Below are 19,301 nucleotides of genomic sequence, written 5' to 3'. Positions count from 1 at the left end.
ATGCAGAACATAAAAAAGGTCGATGTAATATCGACCTTTTTCTTTGCCTGCAATTCAGGGTAATCAAGAGTTAGCTACGTAAACCGATACCCTTCGTCACTAGGTAATGTGCAATGCCATACAGCACCACGATAAACACACCTAACACGCCAAATGACGTCACGATACCCACATCAGACACACCTAAGAAGCCATATCTGAACGCGTTTACCATGTACACGATAGGGTTCAGCTTCGATATACCTTGCCAGAACTCAGGCAGTAGACTGATTGAGTAGAACACACCACCAAGATAAGTCAGTGGCGTCAAGATAAAGGTAGGGATAATCGAGATATCATCAAACGTGCGAGCAAAGACCGCGTTAATCAGACCACCCAGTGAGAACACGACTGAAGTTAGGAATACCGTCGCAATGATCACGCCCCAATGATCGACTTGTAGGTCAACAAAGAACAGTGATACGAAGGTTACAATAGTGCCGACTAGCAAACCACGCACGACACCACCCATCACAAAACCCGCGATAATCACATAGTTAGGTACTGGTGCTACGAGTAGCTCTTCAATGTTCTTTTGGAACTTTGCACTAAAGAACGACGACGCCACATTCGAATAGGAGTTGGTGATCACCGACATCATGATCAAACCAGGAACAATGTATTCCATGTAGCTAAAGCCGTTCATTTCACCAATACGCGCACCAATCAGGTTACCGAAGATGATGAAGTAAAGTGTCATGGTAATCGCTGGCGGCACTAGAGTTTGCACCCAGATACGCGTAAAGCGATTGATCTCTTTGGTTAATAAACTACAGAAAGCTGTCCAATATAGGCTGTACATATTATTTACTCCCCTCACGGACAATACTCACGAATAGCTCTTCTAGACGGTTTGCTTTGTTACGCATAGAGAGGACTTTCACCTGTTGTTCGCTCAGCTGAGCAAAGATGGTATTCAAGCCGAGGTTCTTGTCGATTTCAATTTCTAGCGAGCCATTCACCATCACTTGGCTATTCACACCTTCTAGCTTAGGTTCCGTCGCACCCTCTTCAAGATCCAAAATAAAGGTCTCGGCACTCAACTTACCTAGCAACGCTTTCATGGTTGTGTTCTCAATCAGCTCACCACGATTGATGATACCGATATTGCGACACAGCATTTCTGCTTCTTCTAGATAGTGCGTGGTTAAGATAATGGTGATGCCCTGTTTCTCGTTAATCTCTTTCAGGAATTCCCACATAGAGCGACGCAGTTCAATATCGACACCTGCAGTTGGCTCATCAAGAATCAGCAGCTGTGGCTCATGCATCAGTGCACGAGCAATCATCAAACGACGCTTCATACCACCAGATAAGTTACGTGCACGCTCGCTACGTTTTTCCCATAGATCGAGTTGAGATAGGTACTTTTTCGCTCGCTCTTTCGCAAGAGCTTTCGGTACACCGTAGTAACCAGCCTGTTGCAAAACGATCTGCTCAACAGTCTCGAACGGGTTAAAGTTAAACTCTTGAGGCACTAAGCCTAGGTTTTGTTTCGCCAACTCCAGATCAGTATCAATGTCGTAGCCGAACACTTTAACCTTGCCTGAAGTCTTATTAACCAGTGAAGAGATAACACCAATAGTGGTGGACTTACCCGCACCATTTGGACCAAGTAGTGCGTAAAAATCGCCTTTTTCTACTTGTAAACTAATGCCTTTAAGAGCCTCAAAGCCCCCAGCATAAGTTTTTCTTAATTGCTCAATTTCTAATGCATACATAGAGATAGACTGCCATTTGCTATAGATAGATGTTGATGACCGAGCATGAGGAAGAGAGTGAAACGTAAACGAACTAGCTGAAAGCTAACCCAAGATTTGTTTACTCGGCCATTTTGCAAACAAGTTTATCGTTGATTAACGATGAATACAAATATCGATTCGTGCTTTCTTTTTAAAACAGTGGAGGTTCTAAGCTAACTAGAGAAAATGAATGTGTTCGATAAATAAAAAAATGCCGCCAAGTCATTCGCTTAACGGCATTTTTATCAGAATAAAATGAAGAATCGATTAATCAAATAAGTTCATCACTAAAACTTAGACTGACTCAAATTGGTGCTCATCTCTCTCAACATAACTGGTGGCAGCCGTCAGCGCTTCGTATCTGAATCGGTAAGTATTGGATTCAGGAACCAAGTCAATTACATGGAATTTCTCAAGCTGCTGACGTGTATTCTCGTTAGGACACAACAAGTACACCTCACACTGCGCATCTAGGGCATCCTTGATGGCATTCTCCAGAGCTAGACCAACGGTTACATCAATCATCGGAACGTCCGTTAAATCTAGAATCATTGCTTCATAGTCAGAGATACTCGAGTGCTGGCGCGAAATCGCTTTAGAAACACTGAAGATCATTGGCCCTGAAAGATAGAAGAACAGAACTTTACCATTCGCGCTATCGAGTAGCTGACGTTCACTATCAGTGAGTGGAATATCGTCTTCGTCATCGCCATCACTGATCGCCTTAACTTGCCTTGCTTGCTCTCGACTTAGCCTTTCAATAATGAGGATGTTCGAGATAAAGACACCAAGCCCAACAGCAATAATCAGGTCAACGAACACGGTTAGTAGCATTACGCCATACATCACGCCCATGCCGGCATAACTCACCTTGTGTGCGCGCTGAATGAAACTCCAATCAAGAATGTTGAAGCCCACATACATGGCGATACCTGCCAACACCGCCATAGGAATGGGCTCGGTTAAACCACCAGCAACCAAAACGACTAACGCTAATACTAAGGCACGAATCACACCAGACAGTGGAGAACGCGCGCCAACCTGAATGTTAGTCACGGTCCCCATAGTCGCGCCAGCACCAGGCAGTGCGCCGAACAGGCCTGAAAGCATATTGGCGATGCCCTGCCCTCTAAGCTCTTTATCAGAGTCATGCTCTTTACGAGTCAGTGAATCACCAATAACCGCAGTCAAAAGCGTATCAATACAACCCAACGTACCAAGCACTAAGGCATCGATAACCATGGTAGTAAACTGCTCAGCGCTGATAGTAGGAATAACAAGAGAAGGTAGGCCTGCAGGGATTTCACCAATGCGGCGAATAGAATCGGTATCGAAGAAGATAACAGACAGCAGAGTCACAGCCACTAACGCGACCAGTTGTGCTGGCACATACTTACGGTACTTAGCTGGGAAGCCAAAAAGAATACCGAGCGTCAAAGCACCTAAAAACAGTTCGCTCACTTTTAGGTTTGCGAGCGTATCAGGAAGCGCAGAGAGCGTGCCCATCACTCCACCAGAGGGAGCGGCGTGTCCGAGTAGTGGCGAGAGTTGCAAGATAATCAGAATAACGCCAATACCCGACATAAAGCCGGAAATCACGCTATATGGCATCAAAGTGACGTATTTTCCGAGCTTTAATGTCCCAAGTAGTATTTGAAACGCACCCGCCATCATCACGACGGTGAAGGTCATTGCCATTCCGGTTTCAGGATATTTAGCGACCATGCTCGTCATTACCGCTGTCATGATCACTGTCATCGGGCCGGTTGGCTCAGATATCAAACTGCTTGAACCGCCAAACAAAGCTGCAAATAGGCCGACCATAATCGCGCCCCAAAGGCCTGCTTCAGCGCCAGCCCCAGAAGCAACACCAAATGCCAACGCTAAAGGCAGTGAGATGATGGCTGTAGTCACACCGCCAAACATGTCCCCTTTGAGATTGATATCCGTAAAACGACTTCCAAACAAAACACACCTTCCTGATGATGAAATGACAAACCTTATCACTTTAACAAATGTATCAAGTGTTCAGAAAGTGTTAATTCAATCACATTATTCATGTCTTATAACCGGATCATAGCTTCTAAGCTAAGTTCATGATTTTAACGACTAGAACACGTCAGATGAGTACTAATTGACACAGTTTTTACGAGATTGAATTTGTAACATTGTGTATAGTTGTGATTCTTAATTAAGGGATGTAAGACGCAAAATGCCAGAGATTAAACAGCTTTTTGAAAACAACTCTAAATGGTCTGAAGAAATTCGTTCAGAGCGACCAGAGTATTTTACAACGCTTGAAGAGGGTCAAAACCCTGGTTTCCTATGGATCGGCTGCTCTGATAGCCGAGTACCGGCCGAGCGTCTCACTGGTTTGTATTCTGGCGAACTGTTTGTTCATCGAAACGTTGCTAACCAAGTGGTTCATACCGACCTAAACTGCCTGTCTGTTGTGCAGTACGCGGTCGATGTACTCAAAGTTAAACACATTATTGTTTGTGGCCACTACGGTTGTGGCGGTGTTAACGCGGCAATTGATAATCCTAAACTTGGCCTAATCAATAACTGGTTACTTCACATCCGCGACAATTACCTAAAATACCGTAAGCAGATCGAAGGGCTTCCTCGTGAGCAATGGGGTGACAAACTGTGCGAGATTAATGTCGCAGAGCAGGTTTATAACCTAGGTAACTCAACCATTATGCAAAACGCATGGGAGCGAGGCCAAGAGGTTGAAATCCACGGTGTGGTTTACGGCATTGGCGATGGCAAGTTACAAGACCTTGGCGTACGTTGCTCAAGTAACGATACCCTAGAGAACAGTCATCTAGAGGCATTGAATAAAATCTTAACGACGCCTCTTCTTAGCCAGCAAGGCTAGACAATTTCTCTATAAATACAAAAAGCCCGCTTGATGCGGGCTTTTTAATGACTTCTATTCGACAAGCGTAATAATTACTCTTGAGGTACAACTTTACCGATGTACGGCAGGTGACGATATTTTTGTGCGTAGTCGATACCAACACCAACAACGAATTCGTCAGGAATTTCAAAACCAATCCACTTAGTATCTACCGTCACTTCACGACGAGAAGGCTTGTCTAGTAGCGTACAGATTTCGATAGACTTAGGACCACGTAGGCTCAGAATCTCTTTCACTTTAGTCAGTGTGTTACCTGTATCGATAATGTCTTCAACAAGCAGAACGTCTTTACCTTGGATATCATCATCTAGGTCTTTCAAAATACGAACATCACGTGAGCTTTCCATGCCGTTGCCGTAGCTAGACGCAGTCATGAAATCAACTTGGTGAGTTAAATCGATAGCACGAGCAAGATCCGCCATAAAGACAAAAGATCCACGTAATAAGCCAACTAAAACTAGATCTTCACTACCCTTGTAGTGTTCCGTGATCTGTTTGCCTAGTTCGTTCACTCGATCCTGAACTTCTTGCTCAGAGATCATGACTTCAACTGTATGCTTCATACTGCTCTCATTTTATTTGGTGATTGCGACAAGTGTAGACAGTTCTGCCATCGGCGCCGCTCAATTTGTGCGTAAGTCTAGCACTGCTCAAATACCCACACCACCTTATGGTTCAAATTTACTGTCAGATTATCAACGATAATGTGCGTTGATGCCTTGTCCGATACTCGCTTCCTTTCACATCAATACTGATCACGCTTTATGTATCAAGTTTGATGTAACTGTCTATTAAATAAGCTCAAAGGATTGACCATTCGCATATGCACCATTACACTCATCTTGGCTTAAATAATAATAAAATCATTAATATAAGAAATTCGTTGGCAAGGAAAACAAAATGGACTCAATCTCTAAGAGACCTAGAACTAGGCTTTCACCCCTAAAAAGAAAACTTCAATTGATGGAAATCGCACTTGAAGTGTTCTCTCGCCGTGGCATTGGCCGTGGTGGACACGCAGACATTGCAGATATTGCTCAGGTGTCTGTAGCAACCGTATTTAACTACTTTCCAACCCGTGAAGATCTGGTTGATGAAGTACTGAATCACGTTGTACGCCAATTCTCTAACTTCCTTTCAGACAATATCGACTTAGATATTCACGCAAAAGAAAACCTACATAATATTGCGACTGAAATGGTGACGTTAGTTGCTCAAGACAGCCATTGGTTGAACGTATGGTTCGAATGGAGCGCATCAACTCGCGATGAAGTATGGCCTCTATTCGTGACGACTAACCGCACTAACCAAATGTTAGTACAGAATATGTTTAGCAAAGCGATTGAACGCGGCGAAGTTTGCGACGATCACGATCCTAAGCATCTAGCGAACCTATTCCACGGCATCTGCTACTCGCTATTCATTCAAGCGAAACGTGTAGAAACGCCTGAAGAGCTTTCAAGCTTGACGGATAGCTACCTAAACATGCTGTGCATCTATAAGTAGATTCGAGATTCGAGATTCGAGATTCGAGATTCGAGATTCGAGATTCGAGATTCGAGATTCGAGATTCGAGATTCGAGATTCGAGATTCGAGATTCGAGATTCGAGAAGAATTGTGAAGGGTTGACCTAATGGGTCAACCCTTTTTGTTTTTAGCATTCGCTCTTCGTATCCCGGAGCGCAGCATCCTCGCATCTCGGAGTGAAACGTTCCTGCGCCGTACTTCAGACATAAAAAAGCCGCTGACGAATCAGCGGCTTTTAAAAACATTAGCGAGTGGCTAAGAAATAATTACTTCTTCTTTTTCACTGCTTTTTTGTTTGGAAGGTCAGTGATTGAACCTTCGAATACTTCCGCAGCTAGACCAACAGACTCATGTAGAGTTGGGTGAGCGTGGATAGTAAGAGCGATATCTTCTGCGTCACAACCCATTTCGATTGCTAGGCCGATTTCACCAAGAAGTTCACCACCGTTAGTACCCACAACAGCACCACCGATTACGCGATGAGTATCTTTATCGAAGATCATCTTAGTCATACCGTCTGCACAGTCAGAAGCGATTGCACGACCAGAAGCAGCCCAAGGGAAAGTCGCAACTTCGTAGTTTAGGCCTTCAGCTTTCGCTTCTTTCTCAGTCTTACCTACCCAAGCAACTTCTGGCTCAGTGTACGCAATTGATGGGATTACTTTAGGGTCGAAGTAGTGCTTCTTACCAGAGATAACTTCAGCAGCTACGTGACCTTCATGCACACCTTTGTGAGCAAGCATTGGTTGGCCAACAACGTCACCGATCGCGTGGATGTGAGGAACGTTAGTACGCATTTGCTTATCAACATTGATGAAACCGCGCTCATCAACTTCGATACCTGCTTTTTCAGCGTCGATAAGTGCACCGTTTGGAACACGACCGATAGCAACAAGAACAGCATCGTAACGCTCAGCTTCAGCTGGTGCTTTTTTGCCTTCCATTGAAACGTAGATACCGTCTTCTTTCGCTTCAACAGCTGTTACTTTAGTTTCAAGCATTAGCTTGAACTTGTTCTTAATACGCTTAGTGAAGACTTTAACGATGTCTTTATCCGCTGCAGGGATAACTTGGTCGAACATCTCAACTACGTCAACTTTAGAACCTAGAGAGTGGTAAACCGTACCCATTTCAAGACCGATGATACCACCGCCCATGATAAGCAGTTTTTCAGGAACTTCGTTTAGCTCAAGTGCATCCGTAGAATCCCAAATACGTGGGTCTTCATGTGGGATGAAAGGAAGCTTGATTGGGCGAGAACCCGCAGCAATGATTGCGTTGTCGAAGTTAACAGTTGTTGCTTCGCCTTCGCCTTCAACAAGAATGCTGTTAGGACCTGTGAACTTACCGAAACCGTTAACAACAGTAACGTTACGCATCTTAGCCATACCGCCAAGACCGCCAGTTAGTTGGTCTACTACTTTTTCTTTCCAGATACGGATCTTGCTGATGTCCGTTTGTGGCTCGCCGAATACAACGCCGTGCTCTGCCATCGCTTTAGCTTCTTCGATTACTTTAGAAACGTGAAGAAGTGCTTTTGATGGAATACAACCAACGTTTAGACATACACCACCAAGAGTGCTGTAACGTTCAACTAGTACTGTTTCTAGACCTAAATCCGCACAACGGAATGCAGCTGAGTAACCAGCAGGACCTGAACCAAGTACAACAACTTGGGCTTTAATTTCTTTGCTCATTGTGACCTCTTGTAGTCATTATCCCTAACAGGCTGAGTAGATGTTCTTAAATTATTGGGCTTTCAAACAGGAAACATTTTACAGAGATGTTAACAGTGTGAAAGTAGCTTTAAGTTAGCCTGTGAGCTAGACAACAATTCCCTTCCGCTTTATGAGAAATGCGGGAAACTGTTCTCTAAAAATAGTCTTTATATAAAGAATTAAGGTGACCCGAAAGCCACCTTAATAATTACTTTCTCAATTACAGTACTAGACGACGAATGTCAGATAGTGCGCTGTTTAGGAAAGTAATGAAGCGTGCACCTTCAGCACCATCGATCACACGGTGGTCGTATGATAGAGACAGTGGAAGCTGTAGACGTGGTTGGAACTCTTTACCATTCCAAACTGGCTTAATTTCAGACTTAGATACACCTAGGATACCTACTTCTGGCGCATTTACGATTGGAGTAAATGCAGTACCGCCAATACCACCAAGGCTAGAGATTGTGAAACAACCGCCTTGCATGTCTGCCGCTGTTAGCTTACCAGAACGTGCTTTCTTAGAAACAGCCATTAGCTCTTCAGATAGCTCGTAAATGCCTTTCTTGTTCACGTCTTTAAATACAGGAACAACTAGACCGTTTGGTGTATCAACAGCGATACCCACGTTTACGTACTTCTTAAGGATGATGCTTTCGCCATCTTCAGAAAGAGAAGAGTTAAACGCTGGGAATGCTTCTAGCGCTTTAGCTACAGCTTTCATGATGAACACAAGTGGAGTGATCTTCATGCCGGTGTCTTTCTTCGCTTCGATTGCGTTCTGTTCTTTACGGAATGCTTCTAGCTCAGTGATGTCAGCGTTATCCCACTGTGTAACGTGAGGGATCATTACCCAGTTACGGTGTAGGTTTGCGCCAGAGATCTTCTTGATCTTAGAAAGTTTCTGAACTTCAGTTTCGCCGAACTTGCTGAAGTCAACTTTTGGCCATGGTAATAGACCAAGAGCAGAACCGTCGCCGCCTTTGCCAGATGCTGCTGCACCAGACTCTAGACGCTTAAGTGCATCTTTAACGTAAGACTGAACGTCTTCTTTAAGGATACGGCTCTTACGACCAGTACCTTTAACCTTAGAAAGGTTAACGCCAAATTCGCGAGCAAGACGACGAACAACTGGAGAAGCGTGCGCGTAGTCACCGTTCTCTTGGAAGTCGCCAGCTGCTGCTGGAGCCGCTGCAGGTGCTTCTGCTTTAGGAGCAGGTGCCGCCGCTGGAGCTGCTGCTTGTGCAGGTGCTGCAACAGGAGCAGGCGCTGCGCCTTCAACTACGAAAGTCATGATTAGAGAGCCAGTTGACACTTTGTCGCCAGCTGCAATCTTGATTTCTTTTACTGTACCAGCGAATGGTGCAGGAACTTCCATTGAAGCTTTGTCGCCTTCAACAGTAATTAGAGATTGCTCTTCTTCTACTGTATCGCCAACCGCTACCATGATTTCAGTAACTTCTACTTCGTCACCACCGATATCAGGAACGTTTACTTCTTTCTCAGCTGATGCTGCTGGTGCCGCTGCAACTGGTGCTGCCGCCGCAGGAGCCGAAGCTGCTGCAGGTGCTGCAGGTGCTGAACCAGCTACTTCGAACACCATTACTAGAGAACCAGTAGAAACTGAATCACCAGAAGCGATCTTGATTTCTTTAACGATACCAGCGAATGGTGCAGGAACTTCCATTGAAGCCTTGTCGCCTTCAACAGTAAGAAGAGATTGCTCTTCTTCTACTGCATCACCGATAGCAACCATGATTTCAGTTACTTCAACTTCATCACCGCCAATATCTGGTACGTGAACTTCTTTAAGCTCAGCTGCCGCTGCAGGAGCTGCAGCAACTGGTGCCGCCGCTTCAACTGCTGGCGCAGCCGGTGCTGCTGCAGCACCTTCCACTTCGAAGATCATGATAAGAGAACCAGTAGAAACAGAATCGCCTTCTGCTACTTTGATTTCTTTAACGATACCCGCTTGAGACGCTGGAACTTCCATTGAAGCTTTGTCGCCTTCAACAGTGATCAGTGACTGCTCTTCTTCAACCTTGTCGCCAACGTTTACAAGAATCTCAGTTACTTCAACCTCGTCAGCACCGATGTCTGGTACATTAATTTCGATTGTCATTGTATTTACCTACCTTAATGCCAGTCTTATGCGTATTGCGGGTTAGTTTTTTCAGTGTCGATATCGAACTTAGCAATTGCTTCAACAACTACTGATTTCTCGATGTCACCACGTTTAGCCAGTTCAGTTAGAGCTGCAACTACGATGTAGCCAGCGTTAACTTCGAAGTGACGACGTAGGTTTGCACGGCTGTCAGAGCGGCCGAAACCATCTGTACCAAGTACTTTGTAAGACTCAGTTGGCATGTACGCACGTACTTGCTCAGCGTAGTTCTTCATGTAGTCAGTCACTGCGATTGCAGGTTCTTTACCAAGAACAGTTGTGATGTACGGTACTTTCTCTTCAGCTTCTGGGTGAAGCATGTTGTCACGCTCTACCGCTTGGCCGTCACGAGTTAGCTCGTTGAACGACGTTACTGAGAATACGTCAGATGCTACGCCGTACTCTTCGCTTAGAATTTCAGCTGCTTTACGCGCTTCGTTCATGATAGTACCAGAGCTCATTAGTTGAACTTTGCCCTTAGCACCAGCGTGAGATTCAAGCTTGTAGATACCCTTACGGATGCCTTCTTCAGCGCCTTCTGGCATTGCTGGCATTGCGTAGTTCTCGTTCATTACTGTTAGGTAGTAGTAAACGTTCTCTTGCTCAGGACCGTACATGCGACGGATACCGTCTTGCATGATTACTGCTAGCTCGTAAGCGAACGTTGGGTCGTAAGAGATACAGTTCGGGATAGTGTTCGCTTGGATGTGCGAGTGACCATCTTCGTGCTGTAGACCTTCACCGTTCAGTGTTGTACGACCAGCTGTAGCACCTAGTAGGAAGCCACGAGCTTGTTGGTCACCTGCTAGCCATGCCATGTCGCCAATACGTTGGAAACCGAACATTGAGTAGTAGATGTAGAACGGGATCATTGGTAGGTCGTTCGTGCTGTATGAAGTTGCCGCTGCAACCCATGAAGCCATAGAACCTAGCTCGTTGATACCTTCTTGAAGTACTTGACCAGACGTTGCTTCTTTGTAGTAAGAAACGATGCCTTTATCTTCAGGTGTGTATTCTTGACCGTGTGGGTTGTAGATACCAACCTGACGGAATAGACCTTCCATACCGAATGTACGAGCTTCATCACAGATGATAGGAACGATGTTCTTACCAATGTTCTTATCTTTAAGAAGGATGTTTAGCGTACGTACATAAGCCATAGTTGTAGAGATATCACGCTTCTGTTCACCTAGTAGAGGTGCGAATGCGTCTAGCTCAGGAACTTTGAATTCTTGAGTGAATTTTGGCAGACGTGCTGGCGTGTAACCTTGTAGGGCTTTACGACGAGCATGCAGGTATTCGTACTCAGCAGAACCTTCTTCCAGAGTCAGGTAAGGAAGCTCAGACACTTTCTCATCAGAAAGGATGTCTTGTAGGCCTAGACGGTCACGTAGGTATTGTACGTGAGTCATGTCCATCTTCTTAACACCGTGAGCGATGTTCTTACCTTCTGCAGCTTCACCCATGCCGTAACCTTTAACTGTTTTAGCTAGGATTACTGTTGGCTTGCCATCTGTCTCTTTTGCATTGTTGAATGCAGCGAACAGTTTAGAAGAATCGTGACCACCACGCTTCAGTTCGAAGATTTGGTCGTCAGTCATGTCTGCAACGAGTGCAGCTGTTTCTGGGTACTTACCAAAGAAGTGCTCACGTACGTATGCGCCATCTTTAGATTTGAATGTCTGGTAGTCACCATCGATAGTTTCGTTCATTAGTTGAAGAAGCTTACCAGTAGTGTCTTTAGCTAGTAGAGAATCCCAGTTGCTACCCCAGATAACTTTAACAACGTTCCAACCTGCACCTTTGAATAGGCCTTCAAGTTCTTGGATGATGCTACCGTTACCCATTACAGGGCCGTCTAGACGCTGTAGGTTACAGTTGATTAGGAAACATAGGTTGTCTAGCTTCTCACGCGCAGCGAAAGAGATAGCACCACGTGATTCTGGCTCATCCATCTCACCGTCGCCTAGGAAAGCATATACACGTTGAGCAGAAGTATCTTTAAGACCACGGCCTTCTAGGTACTTAAGGAAACGAGCTTGATAGATCGCAGAGATCGGACCTAGACCCATAGATACTGTAGGGAACTGCCAGAACTCAGGCATCAGTTTAGGGTGCGGGTAAGAAGGGATACCTTTACCATCAACTTCTTGACGGAAGTTATCTAGCTGCTCTTCAGTTAGACGACCTTCAACGAATGCACGAGAGTAGATACCTGGAGAGATGTGACCTTGGTAGTAAACTAGATCGCCACCGTCCGTCTCGTTTGGAGCACGGAAGAAGTGGTTGAAACATACTTCGTAGAACGCTGCTGCTGACTGGTAAGAAGCCATGTGACCACCAAGGTCTAGGTCTTTCTTAGAAGCACGCAATACGATCATGATTGCGTTCCAGCGAATAATCGAACGAATACGACGCTCAAGAGTTACGTCACCAGGGTAAGCTGGCTCTTGTGCTGCTGGAATTGTGTTGATGTAGTTTGTGTTGATGCCTGTAGCCATATCAACACCATCTAAACGCGCTTTATCTAGAACTTGTTCTAGTAAAAACTGTGCACGTTCTACACCTTCTTCACGTACTACTGACTCAAGAGCTTCTAACCAATCTTGAGTTTCCAGAGCATCAACGTCATGCTTCATGTCAGACATGGCGATCTATCCTTTTTGTTAGTTGGATTCTACTAAACACGTAAAAAGCCGAAGTATTACGGCTATTTACCCTGTTGAATTCGACGTAGAGAACGTTCGCGGCGCGACTCTTCCTTCGTCAAATCCAGCAATGTTTCTTCGATGTAAGCTAAATGAGAATGTGACATTTCACGTGCCTGTTCTGGCTGCCCTGAAACAATCGCATCTACAATGTTAGCTCGATGTATACTCACTTTCTCCACAACGTCTTTACGACGATGCAACAGCTTTAAATTCTCTAAGACGTTTTGTTCGAGTAACGGAGCCAAACTACGAACAATGTGCAATAACACCACATTGTGCGCTGCCTCTGTTAAAGCAATAAGAAAAGCCATCACCGCTGCAGATTCGGCTTCAATATCACCCGTATCTTGCGCGCCGTGAATTTTATCTTGGCATGCTTGAATTCGAGCAAAGTCTTCATCAGTGCCACGCAATGCCGCAAAGTAAGCCGAAATCCCTTCCATCGCATGACGCGATTCCAACAAGTCTAGTTGGGTTTCAGAATGGGAGGACAACAAATTAAGCAAAGGATCTGAAAAGCTTTTCCAGATATTTTCACTAACAAACGTACCTCCGCCTTGACGGCGAGTAAGCAAGCGTTTTGCTTCTAAACGTTGTATCGCTTCTCGGATTGAAGGACGAGACACATCGAACTGTTTCGCCAGTTCACGCTCAGGCGGCAGCTGCTGCCCTGGAGCCAGTGTTCCTTCCACTATCAACCTTTCTAACTCTTGTTCGATTACATCGGAGAGTTTTGGCTGACGAATCCTTTGATAAGCCATAGTTTGTTGTTCTTCTTTTTCTTCGCTGACAATTGGTAATACCAATTTTAAGTTGGGCAGAAATTAACATAATTAAAACGCCACTGTCCAGCGTAAAATTGACCTGCATCATAGAATGCAGTGTGAATTAACCGTGATTTAACAAATGAAATTTAAAACAGCAACCAAATTGGTCTTACCATTTACAGGGGTAATACTTTTGGGGAGGATTCGTGCTAGAAAGTTTCAGGATAAAAATGAATTGTTTCAGAAAGATTAGCCTAACTCGGTTAAAAATCGAACCAAGCGCACATTTGGGAGGGAAATTCTGTTCATAAGTTTTAATATATGAGTGTTTGATAAGCTCGTCACACTCTCGATTTATTGATGCCCTTCCTTCAACCACTTTCTTTACATCGCAACAACAAAAATTCACAAGTCATTATGCTCAGCGTTGACTATCTAAGGCTCTGTAATCAGCAGAGCCATAAAGAAAATGAAAGCCTAGAAGTTCAGCGCACCTTTAAACTTCTGCCAATCGAAAACCAAACCTGGGTCAGTTTTGCGCAGAGGTGCAATATATTGATGGCCAGTGATGCGTTCATTGGTGATATGAGGAAAGCTTGATACCAGTGTTTCCGTTAACTGGGTCAGTGCTTGATACTGCTGCTCGGTGTAGGCCACAAAGTCACTACCTTCCAGTTCAATACCAATCGAATAATCATTGCACCTTTCTCGCCCAGCAAAGCTCGACTGGCCGGCATGCCAAGCTCGATCAAGGAAAGAAACAAACTGCACCACTTCGCCATCGCGACGAATCAAGCAGTGTGCAGACACACCCATTTGATGAATCACCTTAAAAAAGGGATGCTCAGCGGAGTCTAGCTTGCCCGTAAAAAACTGCTCAATATAAGGACCACCGAATTGGCCCGGTGGCAGACTAATGTTGTGAACCACCAGCAGAGAAATATCATCAACACTAGGCCTTGCATCAAAATACGGGGAAGGAACATGCCGAGCGTTGTCGTACCATCCATCAGAGCTGATCGTCATCTTGGTCTCACTTTCTTTTCTGCTAGCACAATAAGATGTGACCTTGCCCATAGAGCAGTCGCGCTAGCCTCTTTAATTTGAAGTTAAGCAAGAGTATCATTCCATTCCCACTCCCTTTCAAGATTAGATTTGCGATGAAAAACACACATAACAGCCACCAACGCCTTGACTACTTAAAAGAGCAACTGCCTCTAGAGATCACTCGTGCAGTAGCCGAGACTATCAAAGAAGATCTAGGTGGTACGTTAGATCCAGCGGCTGACATTACAGCAAGTCTAATCCCAGCAGACGCAATCAACAGCGCAACCATCATTACTCGTGAGCACGGTGTGTTCTGTGGTAAAGCTTGGGCTGATGAAGTGTTTAAGCAATTGGGCGGTGAAGTAACGATCGAGTGGAATGTAGAAGATGGCGATAAGGTCGAACCAAATCAAACGCTTTGCACGCTAACTGGCCCAGCACGTGCGCTACTAACGGGCGAGCGTAACGCAATGAACTTCATTCAAACTCTATCTGGTTGTGCGACGGCGACAGCTATCTACGCTGACAAAATCAAACACACAGAGTGTCGCCTATTAGATACTCGTAAAACGATTCCTGGCCTGCGCAGCGCACTAAAATACGCGGTCGCTTGTGGTGGTGGCTTCAACCACCGCATCGGCGTTTTCGATGCTTACCTAATCAAAGAAAACCACATCATCGCTTGTGGTGGTATTGAGAAAGCTATCTCTACGGCAAAAGAACTAAACCCTGGCAAACCAGTTGAAGTAGAAACAGAAAGCCTAGAAGAACTAGAGCAAGCAATCAACGCGGGTGCAGACATCATCATGCTAGACAACTTCACCACAGACATGATGCGTGAAGCCGTTAAAATCAACGCGGGTCGTGCTGCACTAGAGAACTCTGGCAACGTGACACTAGATACGATTGCAGAGTTTGCTGAAACGGGTGTGGATTACATCTCGGTAGGCGCATTAACTAAGCACCTGAAAGCAATGGATCTATCAATGAGATTCAAAGCGTAATTTACTGAATAATAAATAAGATATTGCTGAAGGCACTGTTAATGGCAGTGCCTTTTTTATTGCCTTAATTGTCAGTATTTCAAGCAGTTATTTAAGTTGATCGCATAAATTTGCGCACTATATGAAACACCACACTAATAAATACAAAACCACTCGCGACCACACCTGAACACCATTCCACTTCCCCACCTCGACTTCTATTCTTTCCATCAACCAGTGCTTGCGCTGAAACAAACTAAAGAATGGAATTAGACAATGAATAACAAGAACAAAAGAACGAGCCAAAAAGGCTTTACGCTGATTGAATTGATGATTGTAGTGGCGATTATTGGCATTTTGTCAGCTTTCGCAGTTCCTGCTTACCAAAACTACACAATGAAAGCACACGCAAGTGAAATGCTAAGTGCTTCATCTGCCATGAAAATGTCTCTCGGTATATGTCTAGTAAATGGCGAAGCTGATTGCTCATCAGGTAACGGTGGAGTTCCAGACTCGCAGACTCTAGGGGAATTTACCGTCTCAGCAGTTGCTGGGGTTAGTGATGCTGCGACAACGATTCAAGCAATTGTCGATGCAGGCCAAACCAAAGGAAGATTAGTTGAGGGAGATACCATAACAATAACCCCGGACTTAACAACCGCAGGTGTTACGTGGGCTGTTACATGTACAAATGGAAACACCCAAAGCGCAGATGTATCTGATTGGTGTCCCGCGAACTAATGCTAACCAACCTCCCTACAGTTCTGCGTCAGGCTGATTTACTTAGCCTGACTCAGGAACAAACCGTTGCGGAACATATACATGCTTCAGGTGTTTCTACGCCTGAAGCTTTACTCGCTCTTGATTTCTTCACTAGCGAGAGTCTCGCACATAATATTCAAGCCATCTTTGGTCTGCCACCGGTGCAACTCGCCAATACTGACTATGAAGTCTTATGCGACCAATTAGGGCTTCGAGAGCTGATCACCAAATATCACGCGATACCGATTTCAGTCTCAAGTTCGACTCTCACTCTCGCCTCAGCCGACCCGACCGATTTACAAGCAGAAGATGATTTCCGATTTGCGACTGGATTGCAGATAGAACTCGTTGTCGCTAACTATGCTGAATTAGAGGGCGCAATACGAAAGTTGTATGGCCGCTCTATTTCAGGGCAAGATTCTAAACGAAAAGATATCACCCAAGATGAACTCGCCAACCTCGTTGAAGTCTCTGACGATGAGATGACTTCAATTGAAGACCTCAGCCAAGACGACTCCCCGGTTAGCCGTTTTATCAATCAAATATTAGTGGATGCAGTCCGTAAAGGCGCATCAGATATCCACTTCGAACCTTACGAAGAACACTACCGTGTGCGCCTGCGTTGTGATGGCATTCTTGTTGAGATACAGCAGCCCGCTTCCCATTTAAGTCGCCGTTTATCTGCTCGTCTGAAAATACTCGCCAAGCTTGATATCGCAGAACGGCGCCTACCTCAAGATGGACGTATTAAGCTGCGCCTAAATGATGAGCTCGCGATTGATATGCGCGTCTCAACATTACCGACCTTATGGGGCGAAAAGATTGTCTTGCGACTGCTTGATAGCAGCGCTGCCAATCTAGATATCGACAAGCTTGGTTACAGCGAAGATCAAAAAGCCCTCTACCTTGATGCCTTGAAACGCCCGCAAGGAATGATCCTAATGACCGGGCCAACTGGCAGTGGCAAAACCGTGTCTCTTTATACTGGGCTTCGAGTACTTAATACCACTGAACGTAATATTTCCACCGCTGAAGATCCGGTAGAGATTAACCTGTGTGGTATCAATCAAGTACAAGTGACACCTAAGATCGGCTTTGGGTTCGCGGAAGCATTGAGATCGTTTTTACGACAAGACCCCGATGTGGTAATGGTCGGTGAGATCCGCGATTTAGAAACCGCAGAGATCGCGATCAAAGCATCGCAAACCGGTCACTTGGTGCTTTCTACACTCCACACCAACTCTGCAGCTGAAACCGTTACTCGACTCGCTCACATGGGGATAGAACCCTTTAACCTTGCTTCGTCCTTAAGTTTGATCATTGCTCAACGTCTTGCAAGACGCTTATGTAACCACTGTAAAGCTGAAGACGATTCACCAGATATTTACCTGCGTCACTCTATCCCAAATAGCCAAACCATCTACAAAGCCAACACTCAAGGCTGTAATGAGTGCAATCAAGGATACTCCGGCCGCGTTGGTATCTACGAAGTTATGCCATTTACCGACAAACTTAAAAACAGCCTAATTAACAAACCGAATGCGTTAGCAATTGAAGATCTCGCGCGCCGAGAAGGCATGAGAACACTACAAGAGTCTGGTTTAGACAAACTGCTTGAAGGCACTACCAGCTATCAAGAGCTACAACGTGTTCTGTACATTTAACTCAATGGAGCACCAATGAGCAGTAAGTCCAAGCAATCCCAACTAAAAAGCTATCATTGGAAAGGCATTAATAGCTCAGGTAAGAAAGTGTCAGGGCAAACCTTAGCACTCACCGAACTAGAGGTACGAGAAAAGCTCAAAGACCAGCATATTCAAATCAAGAAAATCAAAAAGAAAAGCATCTCTGCACTGACTCGTTTAACACACCGCGTAAAACCCAAAGACATCACTATTTTGACTCGACAATTGGCGACTATGTTGGCTACTGGTGTCCCTATCGTACAGGCCATCAAGTTGGTATCAGACAATCATCGTAAGGCTGAAATGAAATCCATCCTCTCCCATATCTGTAAAGGTGTAGAAGCTGGCACTCCGATTTCAAAAGCGATGCGCACCGCAAGCCGTCACTTTGATGATCTGTATACCGACTTAGTTGCCACAGGTGAACTATCAGGCAACCTTGCACAAGTATTCGAACGCTTAGCAACCTATAGAGAAAAGAGTGAACAGTTAAAATCAAAGGTTATAAAAGCACTGATCTACCCAGCGATGGTAGTCATTGTTGCACTAACTGTCTCTTACCTAATGCTGACCATGGTTATTCCCGAATTTGAATCGATGTTTTCAGGGTTTGGTGCCGATCTCCCTTGGTTCACTCAGCAGGTACTCTATCTGTCACATTGGATGCAGGCTTACAGTTTTTATACTGCTGTGGGCATTGGCTTGCTCGCACTATTAGTCCATCAATTGTGCCAGCGCTCTTACTCGATTCGCTTGTCAGCCAGCCGTTTAGGGTTGCGATTTCCGGTGCTTGGTGGTGTGATGGCCAAAGCCTCTATTGCGAAATTCAGCCGCACCTTATCCACCAGTTTTAGTTCTGGTATTCCGATTCTCATGAGCCTTAAAACCACCGCAAAAACCGCAGGCAATTTGCATTATGAATCGGCGATCATTGAAGTTCACCGTGAAACTGCCGCTGGTATGCCAATGTATATCGCGATGCGTAATACCAATGCCTTCCCCGAGATGGTGTTGCAAATGGTGATGATTGGGGAGGAGTCTGGAAACCTTGATGACATGCTTAATAAAGTGGCCTCAATTTACGAGTTTGAAGTCGACAACACCGTCGATAATCTGGGCAAGATCCTAGAGCCATTGATCATCGTATTTTTGGGGACGGTTGTTGGCGGGCTTGTGGTTGCGATGTACTTACCGATCTTTAATCTTATGAGTGTGTTAGGATAGCCAAAAGC

Annotated in this window: 15 protein-coding genes; 6 read left to right on the top strand and 9 right to left on the bottom strand. The window is 45.0% G+C overall.

Annotated elements, in window-relative coordinates; all coding sequences use genetic code 11:
* Positions 1-70 precede the first annotated feature (70 nt).
* The 3 genes from L1D37_RS16070 to L1D37_RS16060 form a co-directional block, all read right to left on the bottom strand.
* Positions 71-841 carry an ABC transporter permease gene (locus tag L1D37_RS16070; RefSeq protein ID WP_017633239.1) on the bottom strand — a complete coding sequence of 257 codons (771 nt, stop codon included), beginning with the start codon at positions 839-841 and terminating at the stop codon, positions 71-73.
* A 1-nt stretch (position 842) separates the two neighbouring features.
* The gene (locus tag L1D37_RS16065; protein WP_239848440.1) at positions 843-1,760 is read right to left on the bottom strand and encodes an ABC transporter ATP-binding protein; all 918 of its coding nucleotides are present in this window, start codon (positions 1,758-1,760) and stop codon (positions 843-845) included.
* Between the two features lie 315 nt (positions 1,761-2,075).
* Positions 2,076-3,707, bottom strand: coding sequence for a SulP family inorganic anion transporter (locus L1D37_RS16060; protein ID WP_239848458.1), 1,632 nt, complete (start codon positions 3,705-3,707; stop codon positions 2,076-2,078).
* Between the two features lie 286 nt (positions 3,708-3,993).
* Here L1D37_RS16060 and can point away from each other — a divergent pair, with 286 nt between their 5' ends.
* On the top strand, positions 3,994-4,662 hold the full coding sequence (gene can / locus L1D37_RS16055; protein WP_017633236.1) for a carbonate dehydratase: 669 nt from the start codon (positions 3,994-3,996) through the stop codon (positions 4,660-4,662).
* Positions 4,663-4,736: 74 nt separating this feature from the next.
* Here can and hpt read toward each other — a convergent pair whose 3' ends face one another.
* Positions 4,737-5,267: a hypoxanthine phosphoribosyltransferase gene (gene hpt / locus L1D37_RS16050; protein ID WP_017633235.1), complete on the bottom strand. Its 531-nt coding sequence runs from the start codon at positions 5,265-5,267 to the stop codon at positions 4,737-4,739.
* Positions 5,268-5,604: 337 nt separating this feature from the next.
* Here hpt and L1D37_RS16045 point away from each other — a divergent pair, with 337 nt between their 5' ends.
* On the top strand, positions 5,605-6,210 hold the full coding sequence (locus tag L1D37_RS16045) for a LuxR/HapR/OpaR family quorum-sensing transcriptional regulator (protein ID WP_048664508.1): 606 nt from the start codon (positions 5,605-5,607) through the stop codon (positions 6,208-6,210).
* A 288-nt stretch (positions 6,211-6,498) separates the two neighbouring features.
* Here L1D37_RS16045 and lpdA read toward each other — a convergent pair whose 3' ends face one another.
* The 5 genes from lpdA to ampD all read right to left on the bottom strand — a co-directional run bounded on the left by lpdA (position 6,499) and on the right by ampD (position 14,669).
* Positions 6,499-7,929, bottom strand: a complete 1,431-nt coding sequence (lpdA, locus tag L1D37_RS16040; protein WP_017630530.1) for a dihydrolipoyl dehydrogenase — start codon at positions 7,927-7,929, stop codon at positions 6,499-6,501.
* Between the two features lie 241 nt (positions 7,930-8,170).
* Complete coding sequence (gene aceF / locus L1D37_RS16035) at positions 8,171-10,072, bottom strand: pyruvate dehydrogenase complex dihydrolipoyllysine-residue acetyltransferase (RefSeq protein ID WP_239848439.1); 1,902 nt, start codon at positions 10,070-10,072, stop codon at positions 8,171-8,173.
* A 26-nt stretch (positions 10,073-10,098) separates the two neighbouring features.
* Positions 10,099-12,762 carry a pyruvate dehydrogenase (acetyl-transferring), homodimeric type gene (gene aceE / locus L1D37_RS16030; protein ID WP_239848438.1) on the bottom strand — a complete coding sequence of 888 codons (2,664 nt, stop codon included), beginning with the start codon at positions 12,760-12,762 and terminating at the stop codon, positions 10,099-10,101.
* Between the two features lie 62 nt (positions 12,763-12,824).
* A complete protein-coding gene (pdhR, locus tag L1D37_RS16025; protein WP_239848437.1) occupies positions 12,825-13,586 on the bottom strand; it encodes a pyruvate dehydrogenase complex transcriptional repressor PdhR in 762 nt (253 codons plus the stop codon).
* Positions 13,587-14,069: 483 nt separating this feature from the next.
* A complete protein-coding gene (gene ampD, locus L1D37_RS16020; RefSeq protein WP_239848436.1) occupies positions 14,070-14,669 on the bottom strand; it encodes a 1,6-anhydro-N-acetylmuramyl-L-alanine amidase AmpD in 600 nt (199 codons plus the stop codon).
* Positions 14,670-14,752: 83 nt separating this feature from the next.
* Here ampD and nadC point away from each other — a divergent pair, with 83 nt between their 5' ends.
* The 4 genes from nadC (at position 14,753) to L1D37_RS16000 (ending at position 19,293) form a co-directional block, all read left to right on the top strand.
* The gene (gene nadC / locus L1D37_RS16015; protein ID WP_004738163.1) at positions 14,753-15,643 is read left to right on the top strand and encodes a carboxylating nicotinate-nucleotide diphosphorylase; all 891 of its coding nucleotides are present in this window, start codon (positions 14,753-14,755) and stop codon (positions 15,641-15,643) included.
* 255 nt (positions 15,644-15,898) lie between these two features.
* A complete protein-coding gene (locus L1D37_RS16010; protein ID WP_239848435.1) occupies positions 15,899-16,363 on the top strand; it encodes a prepilin-type N-terminal cleavage/methylation domain-containing protein in 465 nt (154 codons plus the stop codon).
* On the top strand, positions 16,363-18,048 hold the full coding sequence (gene pilB, locus L1D37_RS16005) for a type IV-A pilus assembly ATPase PilB (protein WP_239848457.1): 1,686 nt from the start codon (positions 16,363-16,365) through the stop codon (positions 18,046-18,048). The genes L1D37_RS16010 and pilB overlap by 1 nt, the downstream gene beginning before the upstream one ends.
* A gap of 15 nt (positions 18,049-18,063) precedes the next feature.
* The gene (locus L1D37_RS16000; RefSeq protein ID WP_239848434.1) at positions 18,064-19,293 is read left to right on the top strand and encodes a type II secretion system F family protein; all 1,230 of its coding nucleotides are present in this window, start codon (positions 18,064-18,066) and stop codon (positions 19,291-19,293) included.
* Positions 19,294-19,301 lie beyond the last annotated feature (8 nt).

This window comes from Vibrio sp. Isolate33, from assembly GCF_022397895.1.
Taxonomy (GTDB): domain Bacteria; phylum Pseudomonadota; class Gammaproteobacteria; order Enterobacterales; family Vibrionaceae; genus Vibrio; species Vibrio pomeroyi.
The sequence above is the reverse complement of the archived record's forward strand: the minus strand, read 5'-3'. Positions and strand labels throughout refer to the sequence as shown.